At 53.7% G+C, this 16,261-nt stretch carries 11 protein-coding genes; 3 read left to right on the top strand and 8 right to left on the bottom strand.

The window, feature by feature from the left end; translation table 11 throughout:
- Window positions 1–15: 15 nt before the first annotated feature.
- The 3 genes from ACOQPM_RS10710 to ACOQPM_RS10700 form a co-directional block, all read right to left on the bottom strand.
- The gene (locus ACOQPM_RS10710; protein ID WP_420629251.1) at window positions 16–1,230 is read right to left on the bottom strand and encodes a phosphoglycerate kinase; all 1,215 of its coding nucleotides are present in this window, start codon (window positions 1,228–1,230) and stop codon (window positions 16–18) included.
- Window positions 1,231–1,434: 204 nt separating this feature from the next.
- A complete protein-coding gene (gene crcB / locus ACOQPM_RS10705) occupies window positions 1,435–1,818 on the bottom strand; it encodes a fluoride efflux transporter CrcB (protein ID WP_420629250.1) in 384 nt (127 codons plus the stop codon).
- A gap of 100 nt (window positions 1,819–1,918) precedes the next feature.
- Window positions 1,919–2,845: an MBL fold metallo-hydrolase gene (locus ACOQPM_RS10700; RefSeq protein ID WP_420629249.1), complete on the bottom strand. Its 927-nt coding sequence runs from the start codon at window positions 2,843–2,845 to the stop codon at window positions 1,919–1,921.
- A gap of 111 nt (window positions 2,846–2,956) precedes the next feature.
- Here ACOQPM_RS10700 and ACOQPM_RS10695 point away from each other — a divergent pair, with 111 nt between their 5' ends.
- Entirely contained in the window at window positions 2,957–4,135 is a 1,179-nt protein-coding gene (locus ACOQPM_RS10695) for a pyridoxal phosphate-dependent aminotransferase (protein WP_420629248.1), read from the top strand.
- 116 nt (window positions 4,136–4,251) lie between these two features.
- On the opposite strand, the gene ACOQPM_RS10690 is transcribed toward ACOQPM_RS10695, so the two are convergent.
- Both ACOQPM_RS10690 and ACOQPM_RS10685 read right to left on the bottom strand, forming a co-directional pair.
- Window positions 4,252–6,363: a tetratricopeptide repeat protein gene (locus tag ACOQPM_RS10690; RefSeq protein WP_420629247.1), complete on the bottom strand. Its 2,112-nt coding sequence runs from the start codon at window positions 6,361–6,363 to the stop codon at window positions 4,252–4,254.
- Between the two features lie 229 nt (window positions 6,364–6,592).
- On the bottom strand, window positions 6,593–7,399 hold the full coding sequence (locus ACOQPM_RS10685; protein WP_420629246.1) for a methyltransferase family protein: 807 nt from the start codon (window positions 7,397–7,399) through the stop codon (window positions 6,593–6,595).
- 191 nt (window positions 7,400–7,590) lie between these two features.
- On the opposite strand from ACOQPM_RS10685, the gene ACOQPM_RS10680 reads away from it, so the two are divergent.
- On the top strand, window positions 7,591–11,604 hold the full coding sequence (locus ACOQPM_RS10680; RefSeq protein ID WP_420629245.1) for a protein kinase domain-containing protein: 4,014 nt from the start codon (window positions 7,591–7,593) through the stop codon (window positions 11,602–11,604).
- Window positions 11,605–11,707: 103 nt separating this feature from the next.
- On the opposite strand, the gene ACOQPM_RS10675 is transcribed toward ACOQPM_RS10680, so the two are convergent.
- Entirely contained in the window at window positions 11,708–12,400 is a 693-nt protein-coding gene (locus ACOQPM_RS10675; RefSeq protein WP_420629244.1) for a GNAT family N-acetyltransferase, read from the bottom strand.
- A gap of 261 nt (window positions 12,401–12,661) precedes the next feature.
- Here ACOQPM_RS10675 and ACOQPM_RS10670 point away from each other — a divergent pair, with 261 nt between their 5' ends.
- Window positions 12,662–14,581, top strand: a complete 1,920-nt coding sequence (locus tag ACOQPM_RS10670) for an ABC transporter substrate-binding protein (RefSeq protein WP_420629243.1) — start codon at window positions 12,662–12,664, stop codon at window positions 14,579–14,581.
- Window positions 14,582–14,648: 67 nt separating this feature from the next.
- Here ACOQPM_RS10670 and ACOQPM_RS10665 read toward each other — a convergent pair whose 3' ends face one another.
- Window positions 14,649–15,413, bottom strand: a complete 765-nt coding sequence (locus ACOQPM_RS10665) for an amino acid ABC transporter ATP-binding protein (protein WP_420629242.1) — start codon at window positions 15,411–15,413, stop codon at window positions 14,649–14,651.
- Window positions 15,414–15,499: 86 nt separating this feature from the next.
- On the bottom strand, window positions 15,500–16,081 hold the full coding sequence (locus tag ACOQPM_RS10660) for an amino acid ABC transporter permease (RefSeq protein WP_420630528.1): 582 nt from the start codon (window positions 16,079–16,081) through the stop codon (window positions 15,500–15,502).
- Between the last annotated feature and the right edge of the window lie 180 nt (window positions 16,082–16,261).

Below are 16,261 nucleotides of genomic sequence, written 5' to 3'. Positions count from 1 at the left end.
CTCTAGGGTAAAAAACTATTTATCGTCCAGAGCGGCAATGCCGGGCAGCGTTTTGCCCTCCAACAGTTCCAGGCTCGCCCCGCCGCCCGTGCTAATGTGGCTCATTTTGCTAGCAAGCCCCGCTTTGGTAACGGCCGCAGCCGAATCCCCACCCCCAATAATCACTTCCGTACCATCTTCTACTTGCGCCGCCAGCAATTGCGCTAACTGATTGGTGCCAACGGCAAAGCGCGGGAACTCAAACACGCCCATTGGCCCGTTCCAAACCACCATTTTGGCCCCTTGTAGCGCCTGCTTAAACTTTTCCAGCGATTTGGAGCCGATGTCTAGCGCCATTTTATCGGCAGGGATGCCATCGGCGGCAACGGTTTCGGCTGCTGCGTCGGCATCAAATTTGTCGGTCACGACAAAATCAACAGGCAGCACCAGACGGTCGCCTGCTTTGCCCAGCAGCCGCTCGGCTTCAGGTAGCGCATCGGCTTCCACCAGCGAGGTGCCAGTTTCATGCCCCTGTGCCCGGATGAAGGTATTGGCCATGCCGCCGCCGATCAAAATTTTGTCGGCGGTGTCTAGCAGGTTTTCGATGAGCTTGATTTTGTCAGAGATTTTGGCCCCGCCCATGATGGCCACGTAGGGGTGTGGTGGATTGGATACGGCCGTTCCCAATGCCTGCAACTCTTTCTCCATCAAAAAGCCCGCAACGGCCGTACCGCCTTTCGCTTGAATGGCTTTGCCCACGCCTTCTGTGCTGGCATGAGCGCGGTGTGCCGAGCCAAAGGCATCATTCACGTACAAATCTGCCAGATTGGCTAGCTGCTGTGCCAATTCAGCATTGTTTTTCTTCTCGCCCGCGTGGAAGCGCGTGTTTTCCAGCAGCAGCACGTCGCCAGGCTGTAAATTAGCAGCCGCAGCGGTCACGTCCGCCCCAACGACATTTGCGGCCGTTTGCACGGGGCGTTCCAGCAGTTCACTCAGGCGAGCCGCCACGGGAGTCATGCTAAATTGGGTGTCTGCGGGGGAAGACGGCCGTCCCAAATGGGAACATAAAATGAGCGCAGCACCATTTTCCAGCAGATGGGCAATGGTGGGCATTGCCGCCCGAATGCGGGTATCGTCGGTTACGGTGATGTCATCGTTGGGGTCTTTGCTGCTCAACGGCACGTTAAAGTCAACGCGCACCAGCACTTTTTTTCCATTTACATCAATATCTCGAACAGTTTTTTTATTCATTTTGACCTCAAGTTCGTAGCTAGTCGTTGGTGGTTAGTGTCTCGTTGGTGACTATGATCGCTAACCGTCATTATTTACAATTTGTGTATCAGTCGATTTCTTTCAACTTCCGCCCATCATTATACGTGCATGACCAACCATTTTCATGCCGAAATAGTTAAAGGTGAGCAATGACGCGGGGTTACGTGACAAGCATCAAACGCATCAGCGCAATTGAGCCAGCACGGTGCGCGAAACCACAAATCCTAACCAAACGCAAAGCAAGCCCCCGAGATTGCTAGAGGCTAAATAGAGCATCCCGTCTCGGCTGCGCCCGGCTTGCAGCAGCGTCAGGCTTTCCAGGCCGAAGGTGGAAAATGTGGTAAAGGCGCCAAGCCCGCCAGTGAAGACAAGCAAGCGGGTGTTGTGCGTATAGGTAACCGTATCGAATAGCTGCCACAGAAAGCCAATTAAAAAGCAGCCGAGTAGGTTGACAACCAGCGTGCCGTAAGGCCAGCTATCGCCAGCAAAATGGATGACTAGCAATGAAACCAAATACCGCAGCACGGCACCAACTGCGCCGCCGAGGGCGATGACTAGAATTTGCAAATTGTTTTCCTTTGAAGAAGGAGGCGAGGCAGTTGGAAGACATATTGGTTTTGCTTAGCATGGATGATTCCCAACTGCCTCGCCCCTACCAGAATGGTGATTATAAAATAAACTGGTCGCCGGTTTGGGCAATGCGGAAATTGGCTTGGTGTACGGCCGTTTCTGCCACACTCCCCACGTCCAAAATCATATTTGTATGATTCAGGTGCGTCAAAACCATTCTGTCTGCTAGATGGGTGAAGCGGGAAATGGTGTCTGTAACAAGCGGGTGGGCAACGGGGGCACGACCGCCAAGCTCCTCTCGACTGTAAAAGCTGGCATCCACTAAAGCCACATCTACGCTGCTCAACGTGGCTTCGGCTTCCGGCCACTCATCCCAAGAATCAATGTCTGGCAGGTAGAGTAGCGATTGGTTTGACCCCTGGATGTGATACGCCACTGTACCTACCCCCCACTCATCCCGATGCGGTACGGGAACGGCCGTGACTACCAATCCATCTCCCAAATCCACCGACGCCCCGCTGGGCATGGGTCGAAAATCTAGCTCTGCTACCAGCGGCGACCACAATCTGGTTTGCTCAATGAGTTCACACAAGGCGGGTGTCGCGTAGAGCGGCAGCCCGTTGACAAACATTGCTTCCTTGCTCAACTGCGGCAGACCGCCAATGTGCCCCATGTGAGCGTGCGTCAGAAAAACGCCGTCTGGCTGGCGCAGCCGATTGCGCCGCTGGGGATGCTCGCCCAACACCCCCGCCAGCAAGTTCATCTGAAACTTAATATCCGGCGTCGCATCCACCAAATAAACGCTTGCCCTCTCTCTGTGCCCCTCTGTGCCTCCTCCGTGTAACTCTGTGTTCCGCTTTTTCCTCGTATCTACAACCGCCAAACAAGCCGCATACTGCACCTGCGCTGGATTCTGGAAAGCGGCCGTACACCGGGCACAGGTACAGCCTGCGTGGGGCAACCCTGCATCTTGCATATTGCCGAGGATAACGGCCGTTACTGAATCATCTCTAAAAGTTAACATAATAATAGTTAATGGTTATCGGTGAATGGTTAATTGTTAATGCCAGAGTTTACCATTTACCATTAACCATTTACAATTTACCGTTCACAAACCCAGACTGGAGAAAATCCGATGAAACCTCTTTCCACCAAACTCAGCAGTATCCCCGCCTCGATGACGCTAGCGGTGAATGACAAAGCAAAAGCAATGCAGCGCGCCGGGCAGGACGTGATCGCCCTGGCGGGCGGCGATCCTGATTTTGACACGCCAGCGCACATTGTGGAAGCGGCCGTTTCTGCCCTGAAAAACGGTCACACCCATTACCCCGCCCCGATGGTGGGCTTGCCACAAACCGTAGAAGCAATTGCCCACAAAATGCGAAGCGAAAACCAGATACCCATCGACGACCCGCGCCGCCAAATCATCGTGACGCCGGGGGGCAAATGGGCACTTTACCTGGCGCTGGCTGCGATTACCAATCCTGCCGATGAAATTTTGGTGCTGGAACCATACTGGGTAAGTTACCCAGCGATGATCACGCTGACGGGCGGTACGCCGGTGTCGGTTAGTCTGCCCAGCGCCGACAATTTTCGCATTACGGCCGACCGACTACGAGCCAAGCTGACGCCGCGCACGAAGGCGATCATGGTCAACACGCCGTGCAACCCCACCGGGCGGGTGCTTACGGTTGAAGAGCGGGATGCGATTGTGGAAGTTGCTCAGGAAGCAGACCTGTACGTGATTGCGGATGAGATTTATGAGAAGTTGGTGTTTGACGGCCGTTCCCACCTCTCCCTCGCCGCTGCCCCTGGCATGGCCGAGCGCACCCTCACCGTCAACGGCCTCACCAAATCGTATGCGATGACGGGCTGGCGGCTGGGCTGGCTGGTGGGGCCGCCAGAGATTATTCGGCTGGCGACGAAGCAAAACGGGCAATCCGTCTCCTGCGCCGCCACCTTTACGCAGCACGCTTGCGTCGCCGCGCTGACGGGGCCGCAGGAAAGCATTGGCATGATGCGCGATGCGTACCAGCAGCGGCGGGACTTTATGGTGGCCGCCCTGAACAGCATTGACGGCGTAGAATGCCGCTCAATTGAGGGAGCGTTTTACCTTTTCCCCAGCTTCCCAACGAGCCAGAAGAACAGCCTGGAATTGGCCGATGCCCTGCTGGAAAAAGCGCAAATTGCAGCCACGCCGGGCATCGCCTTTGGCCAAAGCGGCGAAGGCCACCTGCGCTTCGCCATCTCCACTGCCCAGGCCGATTTGGAACGGGCAGCGGAACGGCTGGTACAGGTCGCACAGCTGTTGTGAGACGACGCCTATCATTCTGACTGTAGGGAAGAATCCTTTAGTGAATAGTCAATTGGAGGTTATACTCGTGCGGCGCGGAATGAATCCGCAGCTTCGGGGTTGGAATGGATACGAGCTTAATCGAGTGCGTTGAGGTTGCCCTGCACAATTTGGGTGTGGGGATGTTCTTTACCGAAAGCTTTTTCCAAAATGGCAATCGCCTGTTTATAGTAGGCTCGTGCCTCAACTAACTGTCCTAAGTCTTCCACAAGGCTGCCCATATTGTTGAGGCTGGTAGCGGTGTAGGGGTGGTCATCACCTAGTACCTTTTTATAGATGGTGAGGGCTTGTTCGTAAAACGGCTGTGCCTCAGCCAGCTGCCCCATGGCTTGCAGGATGAAGCCCATGTTGTTGAGGCCGCTGGCGGTAGTTGGGTGGTCATCACCTAGCACCTTTTTGTAGATAGCAAGAGCTTGTTCAAAAAATGGCTGTGCCTCAGCTAGCTGCTCCATAGCCTTCAGGAGCAAGCCCATGTTGGTGAGGCCTCGGGCAGTGTCGGGGTGGTCATCACCTAGCACCTTTTTGTAGATAGCAAGAGCTTGTTCAAAAAATGGCTGTGCCTCACTCAGCTGCCCCGAGTCTTGAAGGAGTATGCCCATGTTTTTGAAGCTTTGGGCAGTGTCAGGATGGTCGTCGCCCAGCACCTGTTGGCGGATAGTGAGAGCTTGTTTGAGATACAGCCGTGCCTCGGCCAAGTGCCCTATGTCATTCAGGAGTAAGCCCATGTTGTTGAGGCTTTGGGCGGTGTCGGGATGGTCGTCACCCAGCACCTGTTGGCGGATGGCAAGTGCCTGTTCGTAAAAACGCATGGCGGCGGCGTAGCTGCCCCGCAATTTGACATAATGCCCCACTGCATTATTCAAATAAGCCGCATTTTCCGTTTGGCCGCCCAGCTGGGCGGCTAGCTCTGTGGCGATGGTTAGGTGGGGTATGAGGTCGTTCACCGCTGCCCAGGTTTCCATCTTGCTATGGTCATAGTGATATGCCTTACATAGCAAATCAATGGCCGCTCCCAACCAGTCACGTACCCGTTCCGCACCCATGCGACTCCGAGCCACGTCCTGCACCAGCCGGTGCATTGTCAACGCACCTTCGGTTTGTTGAATTAAGCTATACCGCCGCAGTGCGCCCAGCACATCATTCAACGCCAGCTCATCGGCCACCACCGTTTGTAGAGACGTTGCATGCAACGTCTCTACGACGGCAATCTGCTTAAGCAAATCCAGCGGAATGCTTTCCGGGTCTAAAAAGCAGCACAGGTTCAGCAAATCCAGCGCGCCGGGGGTCTTTTTTATCTGGTCAAAGGCCAGTTCCCAGGTGGTGGTTATGGTGGCGTGGTACCGCTCCGGTCTCTCGGCTCGTTGCCACAATTCATTTTGCCGTTCGGTAAAGAGCTGGTGGTATCGGGCATAGCTGCTGCCTTTACTTTCCACATACGCCACCGCGTGTTCCAGCGCCAGCGGCAGCCGCCCCAACGCTTCCGCCAAATCCGCCGCCTCTTGCCATTCTTGGCTCTCTCTTTCTACCTTTGCCCTCTTTGCCTCTTTGCGTCGAAAAAGAAACGCAACAGCTTCATCCAAATCAAATAAGCCCAGCTCCAGCACCTGCCCCAGCCCGCCATAGTTGGGGTTGCGGCTGGTAATCAGCACGTGCCCGTTGCCACTGCGGGGCAGGTACGGGGCCAGCTGCTGCGGCTCAATCTGGTCGGCATTGTCGTATACTAGCAACCAGTTGTGGCTGGTTTGCCCCAGCCATTGCTGCACGGCTCCAATTGTCGCCTGCTGGTCAGTGGTTTCCGGGGCAATTAGCTTCAGGCGTCGGGCCAGCCCCATTAAATCTTCACCCAAGCTCGGCTCGGTATCGGCGCTGAGCCAATAAATGAGGTCGTAGCTGTCTAAGTGGGCGTAGCTGTAGGCCAACGCCAGTTGGGTTTTGCCCACGCCTCCCAGCCTGGCAATCGTTTGGGTCACTACCGTCGTTTGGCCAGCGTTTAGCGTTTCGGCCACCTGTGCCAATATCTCAGTGCGCCCGGTGAAGTTGGGATTTTGTGGGTGAGCAATTTTGTGGATGGGGAAGGTTGGTTTTTCTGGTGCAGCGGGGTAATTATGCTCATGGAAGTTGACTTGGCCGCTGCCAAATACAACGCCTTTGCTATCTTTAATGTCTCCTGTGTTGATTGAATCACTCATAGGTTGGCATTTCCTGGCTGGGTTATGGTTTGGGACATTGTAAAGGCTTTTGCGAATCAGAATCAAGAGTCAAACAGTTTCGAGATTCGGAAAATCGCAAATTACCGCCTCGCCAGCCAAATGCCACAATGAGCAGATGGTTTGCCATGTAAAAGGGAGAGGCAGGTGGAGAGAGCCAAGCACCACAATTTGTCAGATTGCAGCCACCTGCCTCTCCCCTACCCCTACCTTAGTTTGCCTGTTGCTTGCCAACTAATGGTTTGGTGCGACGGCCGTTCCGAAACAGCCAGCCCGGTACAGGAATAACCTTCGGGACACGCTGTTGGTAATTCACATACGCCTGCCCCAAAGCCGCCCGCAAATCTTTCTCCTCAAAATAGAGGCCGATGAAGATGTAGATGGTCAAGGCAATGGCTAAAAACAGATGTGTAAACGTCATCGTGGGGGTAGACCAGAGGCCAATCAGCACCCCAAGCTGCAGCCGGTGGCGCACCAGTCGGTACAAAAACCGCTGGGTAAACTTGGGCGGCGGTTCCTGCTGATTTTTCAGGTTGCGGTACGCTTGCTGCAAACCAAACAGCTCAAAATGATTGATGACAAACGATGCTAGCACCGCAAAAGCCCAGCCAAAAAGGTACCCGGCAGTTAATATCGCTTGCCCCACATTGGAATGAACGGCCCATACCGTCCCGTCAATTGGCTGCCAGAAGAAGCAGAAGCTCAACATCAGGATGCCAGAGGTTAAAACATAGGTGCTGCGTTCGGCCGCTTTGGGGATGAACCTGGTTAAAACCTGCTTAAAAGCTGGGCGCGCCATGATTGAGTGCTGTAAGCCAAACAGCAAAACCAATCCCAGATTGATCACCAGTGCTAGGCCGACGGTTGTCATCTCACCAGAATCAATTTGATGTGGCATGAATGACCAATTGCCAATAAACAGAATGAAGTAGACGAGTCCACCCAACCCTATAAAATAAGCAAGGATACTGTAAAAAAAGATTAAAATCTTACCAACGGGTTTGTTATTTGAATTCATGCTGCCTCCTAAAATTTTGTTAAGTTGCACAAAGAGTAGAAGGCAAACATCCTCTAAACGTCCCAAATAGCGTCCCCTGGGGGGGATTTGCCTGGATATTGCCGAGGCTGAAGTGACTGTCACCTTGAATTGAGCCACTCCCTGCCTTAGAAATGTTTCTGATCAGGCGTAAGTTTGGGGTACAATGGCGTATGCACCTGAAGGCTTCTTTGTTTGGCACTCCCCGGTTTGAGCGTGACGGCCAACCTTATCCCATTGGTCGCCGCAAAGTTGTGGCTTTGCTGGCGTTTTTGGCACACAGTGGGCAACCCCACACACGCGAATATTTAGCAACCTTGCTATGGCCTGAATACGACCAATCTGGGGCACTCAAAAATCTACGGCGCGACCTGGGGCGGTTAAAGCGATTTGTGGGAGACACTGTTTTAGAGGCAGATCGGCTGCAAATTGGGCTGACGGTGGGGGAGACGCTTTGGGTGGACGCGGCCGTTTTCCAAGCACACCTGCAAACCGTAGAAAACCACAATCATCCGTCCGAAACGTTGTGTCCCGATTGCGCCGCTACGCTTGCTGAAGCCGTAGACATTTTCAGCGGCGACTTCATGAGCGGGTTCAATCTGCCCGACTGCCCGGAATTTGATGAATGGCAATTTTTTGAACGAGAAGCGTTGCGCCAAAAGCTGGGGGATGCGTTACAAAAGCTCATCCGGTGGCACACGGCCGTTGCAGAATTTGAGAAGAGTATTGAATACGGCCGTCGCTGGTTGTCGCTAGATTCATTGCACGAGCCGGCGCATCGGGAGCTGATGCAGCTCTATGCCTGGGCGGGGCAGCACAGTGCCGCGCTGCGACAATATGAAACCTGCGTGCGTCTTTTGCAGGAAGAGTTGGGTGTTGAGCCAGAACCAGAAACTGACGCGCTTTACGAACTCATTAAGCAGCGCAATTTACCCCCACCACCTGAGGTAGAAACGGCCCTTGCCACCCCAACCACCCTCGCCCCCACAGACCGGTACAGCATCACCGAGCCGCTAAAACATGGTGGTCACGCCGAGCTTTATCTGGGGCATGATCAGCTACAGGATCAGCCCATCGTTATCAAGCAGATTCGGCCTGAACTACTCAACAGCTCAGAAGCCTACGTCACCCGCTTCAAGCGTGAAGCCGAGGCATTGCAACAACTCAATCACCCCAATATTGTGGCCATGCTAGACATCTTCGAGATGAACGGCAAGCAAACAATCGTGATGGAATATATGCCCGGCGGCTCTTTGCGTGACCTGCTTATTCGCAACGCACCTTTGGCTGCTGAGCAGGTGCTTGATATTGCCCTGGAACTGGCCGATGCCCTTAGCCGCGCACATCACTTGGGAATTATTCATCGTGACCTTAAACCGGGCAACGTGCTGTTGGCTGCCGATGGCACCCCTCGTTTAGCAGATTTTGGCATTGCGCGGCTGGAACGCGACAATGTGCGCCTCACGCCCACTGGCTCTATTTTGGGCAGCCCTGCCTACATGAGCCCAGAGGCATTGCGCGGTAAGGAGCTGGATACCCGTTCCGATATTTGGTCGTTTGGCATCATTTTGTATGAGCTGTTGGCTGGCAAACGGCCGTTTCCTGGCGACCAACTGACAGCCATCATGATCAACATCCTGAACAACCCCGTGCCAATTGTTGCCGATGAGCTGCCTGATTTGCCCGCTGGTTTAGCCCCGCTTTTGCAGCAGATGTTGGTGAAAGAGCGCGAAGACCGCATTCCCAGTATGCGCCAGGTAGCGGCGGAGCTAGAGGCCATTCGAGCCGGCACCTGGCAACCAACAGCGACCCCATTAACTGCGCCCGCTGCCACTCCAAAACCAGCGTTGCCCACACCCGCTACCCCATTTGTAGGCCGCGAACATGAGCTGCAGGCGATTTGTCATCTGCTCACTGAGCAGTCGGAGTGCCGCATTTTGACAATCGTTGGCACAGGGGGAAGCGGCAAGACGCGGCTGGCGTTAGCTGCCGCCGAACAGGTGCAGGCTACGTTTACAGACGGCACTTACTTTGTGCCGCTGGCTGCAGCAACCGCCCCAGAAGAAATACCGATCATTATCGCCGAGACAATGGGTATTTCCCTTTCAGGTTCAGACGCGCCTGAACAGCAGTTGCTGCGAGTATTGCAGGCCAAAAATATGCTGCTACTGCTGGACAACTTTGAGCATTTACTGAGCGGGGTTCCACTGCTGATACAGCTTTTGCAAAGCGCACCGAACGTCAAAATTTTAGCCACTTCGCGGGAGCGATTACAGCTAGCCGGGGAGCAAGTGTATGCGCTGCATGGCTTGGATGTGCCAGAGGTAGACACGGTCGTTTCTAATGAATCTCACAGCGCCATTACCCTCTTTTTGCAGCATGTGAATTTAGTTCGGCACAGTACGGCCGTTCAGCTAGACGAATGGGCAGACGTGGTTCGTATTTGCCAGTTGGTGCAGGGGATGCCGCTGGCGCTGGTGCTGGCCGCAGGCTGGGCCAATATGCTCTCGTTTGCAGAAATTGGGGACGAGATTGCCCAAAGTCTGGACTTTCTGGAAACAGAACTTCATGATTTACCACTCAGGCAGCGCAGCATGCGCGCCGTGTTCGATTCATCATGGAAGCGGCTAACGGCAAAGGAAGCAGATGTACTGCCCAGGCTGGCACTGTTCAGCGGCGGATTTACCCGCGAGGCTGCCCAAAAAATTTGCGGTGCCAATTTGCGTGTGCTGCGACAGTTGGCAAATCGTTCGCTACTTTCAATGGATGATCAGCAGCGGTACTGGCTTCATGAACTGCTGCGGCAATACGCAATCGAACGGCTACCCACCAATGAAAGCGAGCCGCTTCATACTCATTTTGCCACTTTCTTTGCGGATTTCATGAACCAGCAGGCGTTTGATGTACAGCGAGCCGCGTATCAATCGGCTCTGGATAAAATTGCTACTGAGCAGGGAAATTTGACGCAGGCGTGGGAATGGCTGGTAACAGCCTGCACTGAGCTGCCCAACGCAGTTGGGCTTGCCGAAGTGGTCGTTACCAGCCATCCCGCTACCGAGGAAACCCTCCATTTATTAACCCCCTTTATTGAAAGCTGGCAATTTTATTATTATCTCAAAGGGCCGATGATTACCGCGCTGGATTTCTTTTTGGATGGGCTGAACAGCTTGGAAACGGCCGTATCCCAGCCGTCCATCCAAAACGCAACAACCAATCTCTACCGCACAATTATTGCCAATTTGCAAACCAAAGCCGCCTACTTTAGCTTTGGCCTGGGCAATTACCAGCAGGTAGATGAGCTATTAACGAAGTCTGTGCCCTGGTTAAAAGAGACCGACAACCAATCGCTGCTGGCCTTTGCCTACAACTGCTGGGCGAAAGCCAGCGTGCTGCGTGGGCAGCGCGATTTGGCGCGAGAACAGCTTACCCAAGCGTTAGCCCATGCCAAACTGCCTGAGGATTATTTCATTCAGGCAGATGCGTTGAAAGTGCTGGGCGTGGTCGCTGTAGACGCAGGCGATTACGACTTGGCTCATGCGCGTTACCAAGAATCGCTGGCTCTGTTCCGGGAGCAAAATTTTGCCCCTGGCTTAACCATGCTGCTGCACAACATTGGCACCGCCTATTCACGGCAAGAAGAACACAAGCTGGCTTTGGACGCTTACCAAGAAGCCTTGGGCTACGCCAGGGAAGCAGGCTTTACGCGGCTTGAAATGGAGTGCATTGGGGCAATTGGGGGAACTTACCGAACATTGGGTGAATTCAAGAAGTCGGAAGCCCACCTGCAAAGAAGCATCGCCATCGCCACAACCATTGGTGAAAGGCGGGTTCTGGCTTCCATGACAAAAAATCTGGGAATCACCTATTTGGAAGTGGGAAACGTGCTAAAAGCGAAACGAACCCTGAAGTCTGCGTTGGCTCAGAGCTGGGCGACAGAAACAGTACCGGATGCCCTCTCAACTTTGTCAGCCTATGCTAGAGTGATGGCAAGCCAGGGGCAATTGGAGCAAGCGTTAACGATTTTGCTGTTTGTTAAAGCGGAAGACCGGGTGCGCCAAATTGATATTGACAGTTATCAACCCATCGTAGAAGAGCTGATGGCTGAACTGCCGCCAGACTTTGTGGCGCGTGCAGAACAGTCGGCTACAAAATTAACGCTGCCCAATCTAGTAAACCAGATCATCTAGTGAAGGCCTTACGCAGTAAAGACTACAAAAGTCTTACTCTTTCTGGAATTAGCATCATTGGCCCCAAGACTTTTGTAGTCTAGTGAGGGCAAATGCGTAAGCTCTATAGTGCATGAAGTGCAACGGCCGTATCCAGAAAATGGTAGTTTGTAGGCGGCTGTAGCTGAATAGTCAGCTCCCGCTCGCCATAATGATGCCGCTGCTGCATGGGCAATCCACTCTGCTCAAAGATTCGCATCATGCCACCATTGGCTGGGTGCATCACCACGTTGAAGCAAGAGATTTGGTTGTTTACAGCCGTTTGGCACAGTGCAGCAAACAGCTTTTTACCAACCCCTTGCCCCTGATACCAATCATCAACAACAAACGCAGGTTCAGCAGTGACAGGCCGTTTTTCGTCTTCAATAACATAGTACGCTAGCCCGATGGCCTGTTCGCGCCCACGCACCTCAGTTGTGGCTACCACGCCCGCCCCTTGCGTCGCCGAGAGGTGGGTGATGAATTTAATGTCTCGCACCGATGGGCGATAAACCCGCAAAAACCGCTTGTATAAACTTTCTTCTGAGAGCCGCTCGTGCAGGGCGACCAGCAATTCTGTATCACTGGAGTTCATGGGTCGGATGGTAACGGCCGTTCGGCCAAAGTTGGTTTTTAGTTGATAGTTTTGATAGGTTGTTTGCTGAATCATCGGGAACCTCCGTTTTAATTTGATGGCATCATATAAAACGGCCGCCCCAGCAACGTCCCACAAACCGTCCCGCCCCAAAACGATTTGGCACCATTTTGTAATCGTCACAATTTTAGGACGCGAACAAGCGCAGAAAAACCGTGGTTGCATTCAAAAGTCCGTATTATTAGCCAATGGGACGCGAATTAACGCAGACAAGCGCAGATTAGAAGCAGGTTTCCGCGTCATCTGCGCTAGTCCGCGTACTAAAAGTACGAAAACTGAAAAGCCCTAATTGCGCCGCCCGGAATAATGCGTAAAGGTCAAATTTGTTTTATACTCTTGTCACCGATTCAACTTAAAGTAGGCATACCCCCTTGGCGGTGAGAGATGAGCGATCGCTTCGATTGGCAAATTGGCGAAGAAGAGGACGAACTACCCCCTGCGCCAGATACGGCCGTTTCCCGCAATGCCTTCCCCTGGTTCTGGCTGGCACTCATCGTGGTTGTGCTGGGGGCTGTGTTTGGGCTATGGCGCTCAGCCCAAACACAGTTAGCCGATGCTGAAGAAAATGCCGTTCGTTGGGCGCAGGATGCGCTTGACTTTGAACGAGAAGCGTACCTGGGTGGGGATGGCGATCTTTTTTTCAGTTTCCAGGCGAATGATTCAGATTGGTTTTCTGCCCAACTGATGCCGCTAAACGGCCGTCTATACCACCACGATCCCGTCATCACCCACGCCGAACAACACGAAGACCACATTTGGGCCAATCTGCAATGGCGCGAAGGCACAGACACGTATCAGCGCGTCGGCTTCTGGCAAATTCAGCCAGACGGCAGCCTCATCCGCCAGCCAGATGCGCCGGGCTACTGGGGCAGCCTCACCTTCACCGATTATGCGTGGGGTCGCCTGCGCTACACCCAAACCGACACCGATCTGGCTGAGCAAATTGGAGACCAGATCACCGAGCGCATTCTCACCCTGTGCGTCGCCAATTGTCCCACAGCGGAACGGCCGTTCACAATCACCATCGCCCCCCACTTCCAGGAAACGGGCGCAGCTGATGAGCTCACCTTCCCCTCCCCGCGTCTTGTCGGGTTAGATGAAAATGGTGCACCGTCGGAGCTGTTTTGGGAATTGGTAGACGGCCGTATTACAGACCGATTCGGCCAGGTCACCCTCCGCTTTGGCATCCCCGAAGCAGATTACCCTATGATGGCTTACCAAATGGTTGCCGCCCAATTCATGGCTCAAAATCCACGCATCACCATCGAGTTGATTCCGCTGAGATTTTCCAAGCCCACGCCCAACGATTTGGCCACGCTAGACATCATTGGCACAAGGCCCACGGCCGAATTTCTGGCAGCAGGGGCCGTCCGTGACCTGACCACCATGATGCAAACAGACCCCGATTTTGACCGCGCCGACTTTTATGAGCAGGTATGGCAAGGTGCCTGGTGGCAAGATCGCATGTGGTTTATGCCCCTCGCGGCCCGGATGAACGTCATTTTTTACGACAAAAGTGCCTACCGCGTGGCCGAACAGCCAGAGCCAACTCTCCGCTGGACATGGGAAGAGATGGAAGCAGACATGACGGCCGTTTCCTTCGGGCCAGATTCACAAAATGGCCTTTTAGAGTGGGGCTTTTTAGATGTGGGGCCAGACGTACTCTTTTCATACGCCTACAACTGGAACAACAGTTGTGAAGAAGCCACCGTCCGCTGTGACCAACCGCTCACGCCGGAATCCGTTGCCGCCACGCTGCGCTGGTACAACGCGCTGGCTGGGCAGCCCGGCCAACTCCCAGACTTCACGCAAATGAACGACATGGAGCGTGCTGGCATCCTCTCTAATTGGCAATCGGCTCGCCGCCGGGCTGTTATTTGGGTGGATTCACCCTTGCTTTATGAACTACGCGTGCAAATGGATCCAATGGGTGTGGTTCCCTTCCCTGGCTCCAACCGGTTCGATGGGATCGCGCCGTTGTGGGTGGATGGTGGCTTTATTACGTCGGGGTCGGAACGATCGTATGCCGCTTGGGAGTGGCTCAAATTTCTGGCAAATCAACCGCCGTCGGCACGGTTCCGCTTTGTACCCGCCCGCCCCTCGGTGGCAACCAGTAGCCAATTTTGGGGCCGATTGCCGCACGATTTGGGCAACGCTATGCGCTCCGCCTTCCCCTTTAGCCGCCCGGTTTTAATTGAAGAACAACATTTATTTAGCTGGGAGATGTTAACGGCCGTTCAAACCAACACGCCCCCCGAACAAGCCGCCCGGCTCCGCCCTCGCCTGCACTGGTTCCAACAATAAAAAAACGGCCGTCTCGTGAGAAACGGCCATTCTATACTGACTGATTACTGGACACCGAATACCGGAATTAATGATGCAAAATCTGCGATAAGAACAACTTCGTCCGGTCATTCTTCGGGTTAGTAAAGAAATCCTCCGGCGTGTTAATCTCCACAATTTGCCCTGCATCCATGAAGATCACCCGATCCGCCACCTCACGAGCAAAACCCATCTCATGCGTGACCGCCAAAATGGTGTAGCCAGACCGCGCCAAGTCGCGCATCACGTCCAGCACTTCCTTGATCATTTCCGGGTCCAATGCCGAGGTTGGCTCATCAAACAGCAAGATATTTGGCTCCATCGCCAGGGTGCGGGCAATGGCCACACGCTGCTGTTGACCACCAGAAAGCTGCCCAGGATACTTACCTGCCTGCTCTGGGATGCCCACGCGCGTAAGCCACTTCATCGCCACCTCTTCAGAGCGCTCACGCGACCATTTACGAACGTGAATCGGAGCCAGCGTCACATTTTCCAACACCGTCAGGTGCGGGAACAGGTTAAACTGCTGGAACACCATCCCCACATCCCGCCGAATCTCGGCAATGTTACGCACATCGTGGCTGAGCGTAATGCCATCCACAATAATGTCACCGCCTTGGTGCTCTTCCAAACGGTTAAGTGTGCGGATAAATGTTGATTTGCCAGAGCCAGATGGCCCCAAAATCACAATCACCTCACCTGTTTTTACGGTTAGGCTCACATCCCGGAGCGCATGGTAATCACCATACCATTTGTTGATATTGTTACAAACGATTACGTTTTCTACTTGCGATAGCGTAGCTGCTGTTGTCATTTTTCTCTCCTAAGAAGGAGTGGCTGGTGGTTAGCAAATAGTGGTTGGTAAAAGCAACTAGCCACTAACCCCTCGCCACTATCTTTTTATCTCTCACCCAAGCCGGTTTGACGTTCCAGGCGACGGCTGTAAGCAGTCATAATTGCCGAGCCGACAAAGTAAAGTACTGCCAAGAAAATGTAAGGCTCACGACGAACGCCCAACCAATCTTCCTGAGCAGCAATGGCGTTGGCCACGCCTAACACATCAAACATACCGACGATAGCCACCAGCGTTGTGTCTTTGAACAAACCAATGAACTGGCCAACGATTGCCGGAATTACCACGCGCAAAGCCTGTGGCAAAATGATGAGCCGATACTTTTGGTACGCACTAAATCCGAGAGAATCGGCCGCTTCGTACTGTCCGTTGGGAATCGCCTGCAAACCACCACGCACATTCTCTGCCAAATACGCCGCCGCGAAGAGAGCCACAGCCCACAACACGCGCCAGGTATTCAGTATTTCTACGCCAGGGGGCAATAAAATCGGGAACAGAATAATGCTACCGAATAAAACGGTAATAAGCGGCACACCACGCACAAATTCAATGTAAATGGTGCTAAATGCAGCCAACACATTGCCCTTGAAGGTCCTCTGGAAGGCGAAGGCGATTACCAAAACCAACACAGGCCAGTAAGCCAAAGCCAACTCTACGGTATTCCGAGCATCTTCAATAAGCTGCGGTGTGCTGTTGATGAACCCCCAAATGGCAATGGCAAGTGCTGCACCATACGTTAGCCAAGCGGGAATACCGCGAATCGTGCTGCGACGCCCAAGAGCCATCAAGAGGCCAATGGGGAAGGAAAC

The sequence above is a fragment of the Candidatus Leptofilum sp. genome (genome assembly GCF_965223525.1).
GTDB lineage: Bacteria > Chloroflexota > Anaerolineae > Promineifilales > Promineifilaceae > Leptofilum.
The sequence above is the reverse complement of the archived record's forward strand: the minus strand, read 5'-3'. Positions and strand labels throughout refer to the sequence as shown.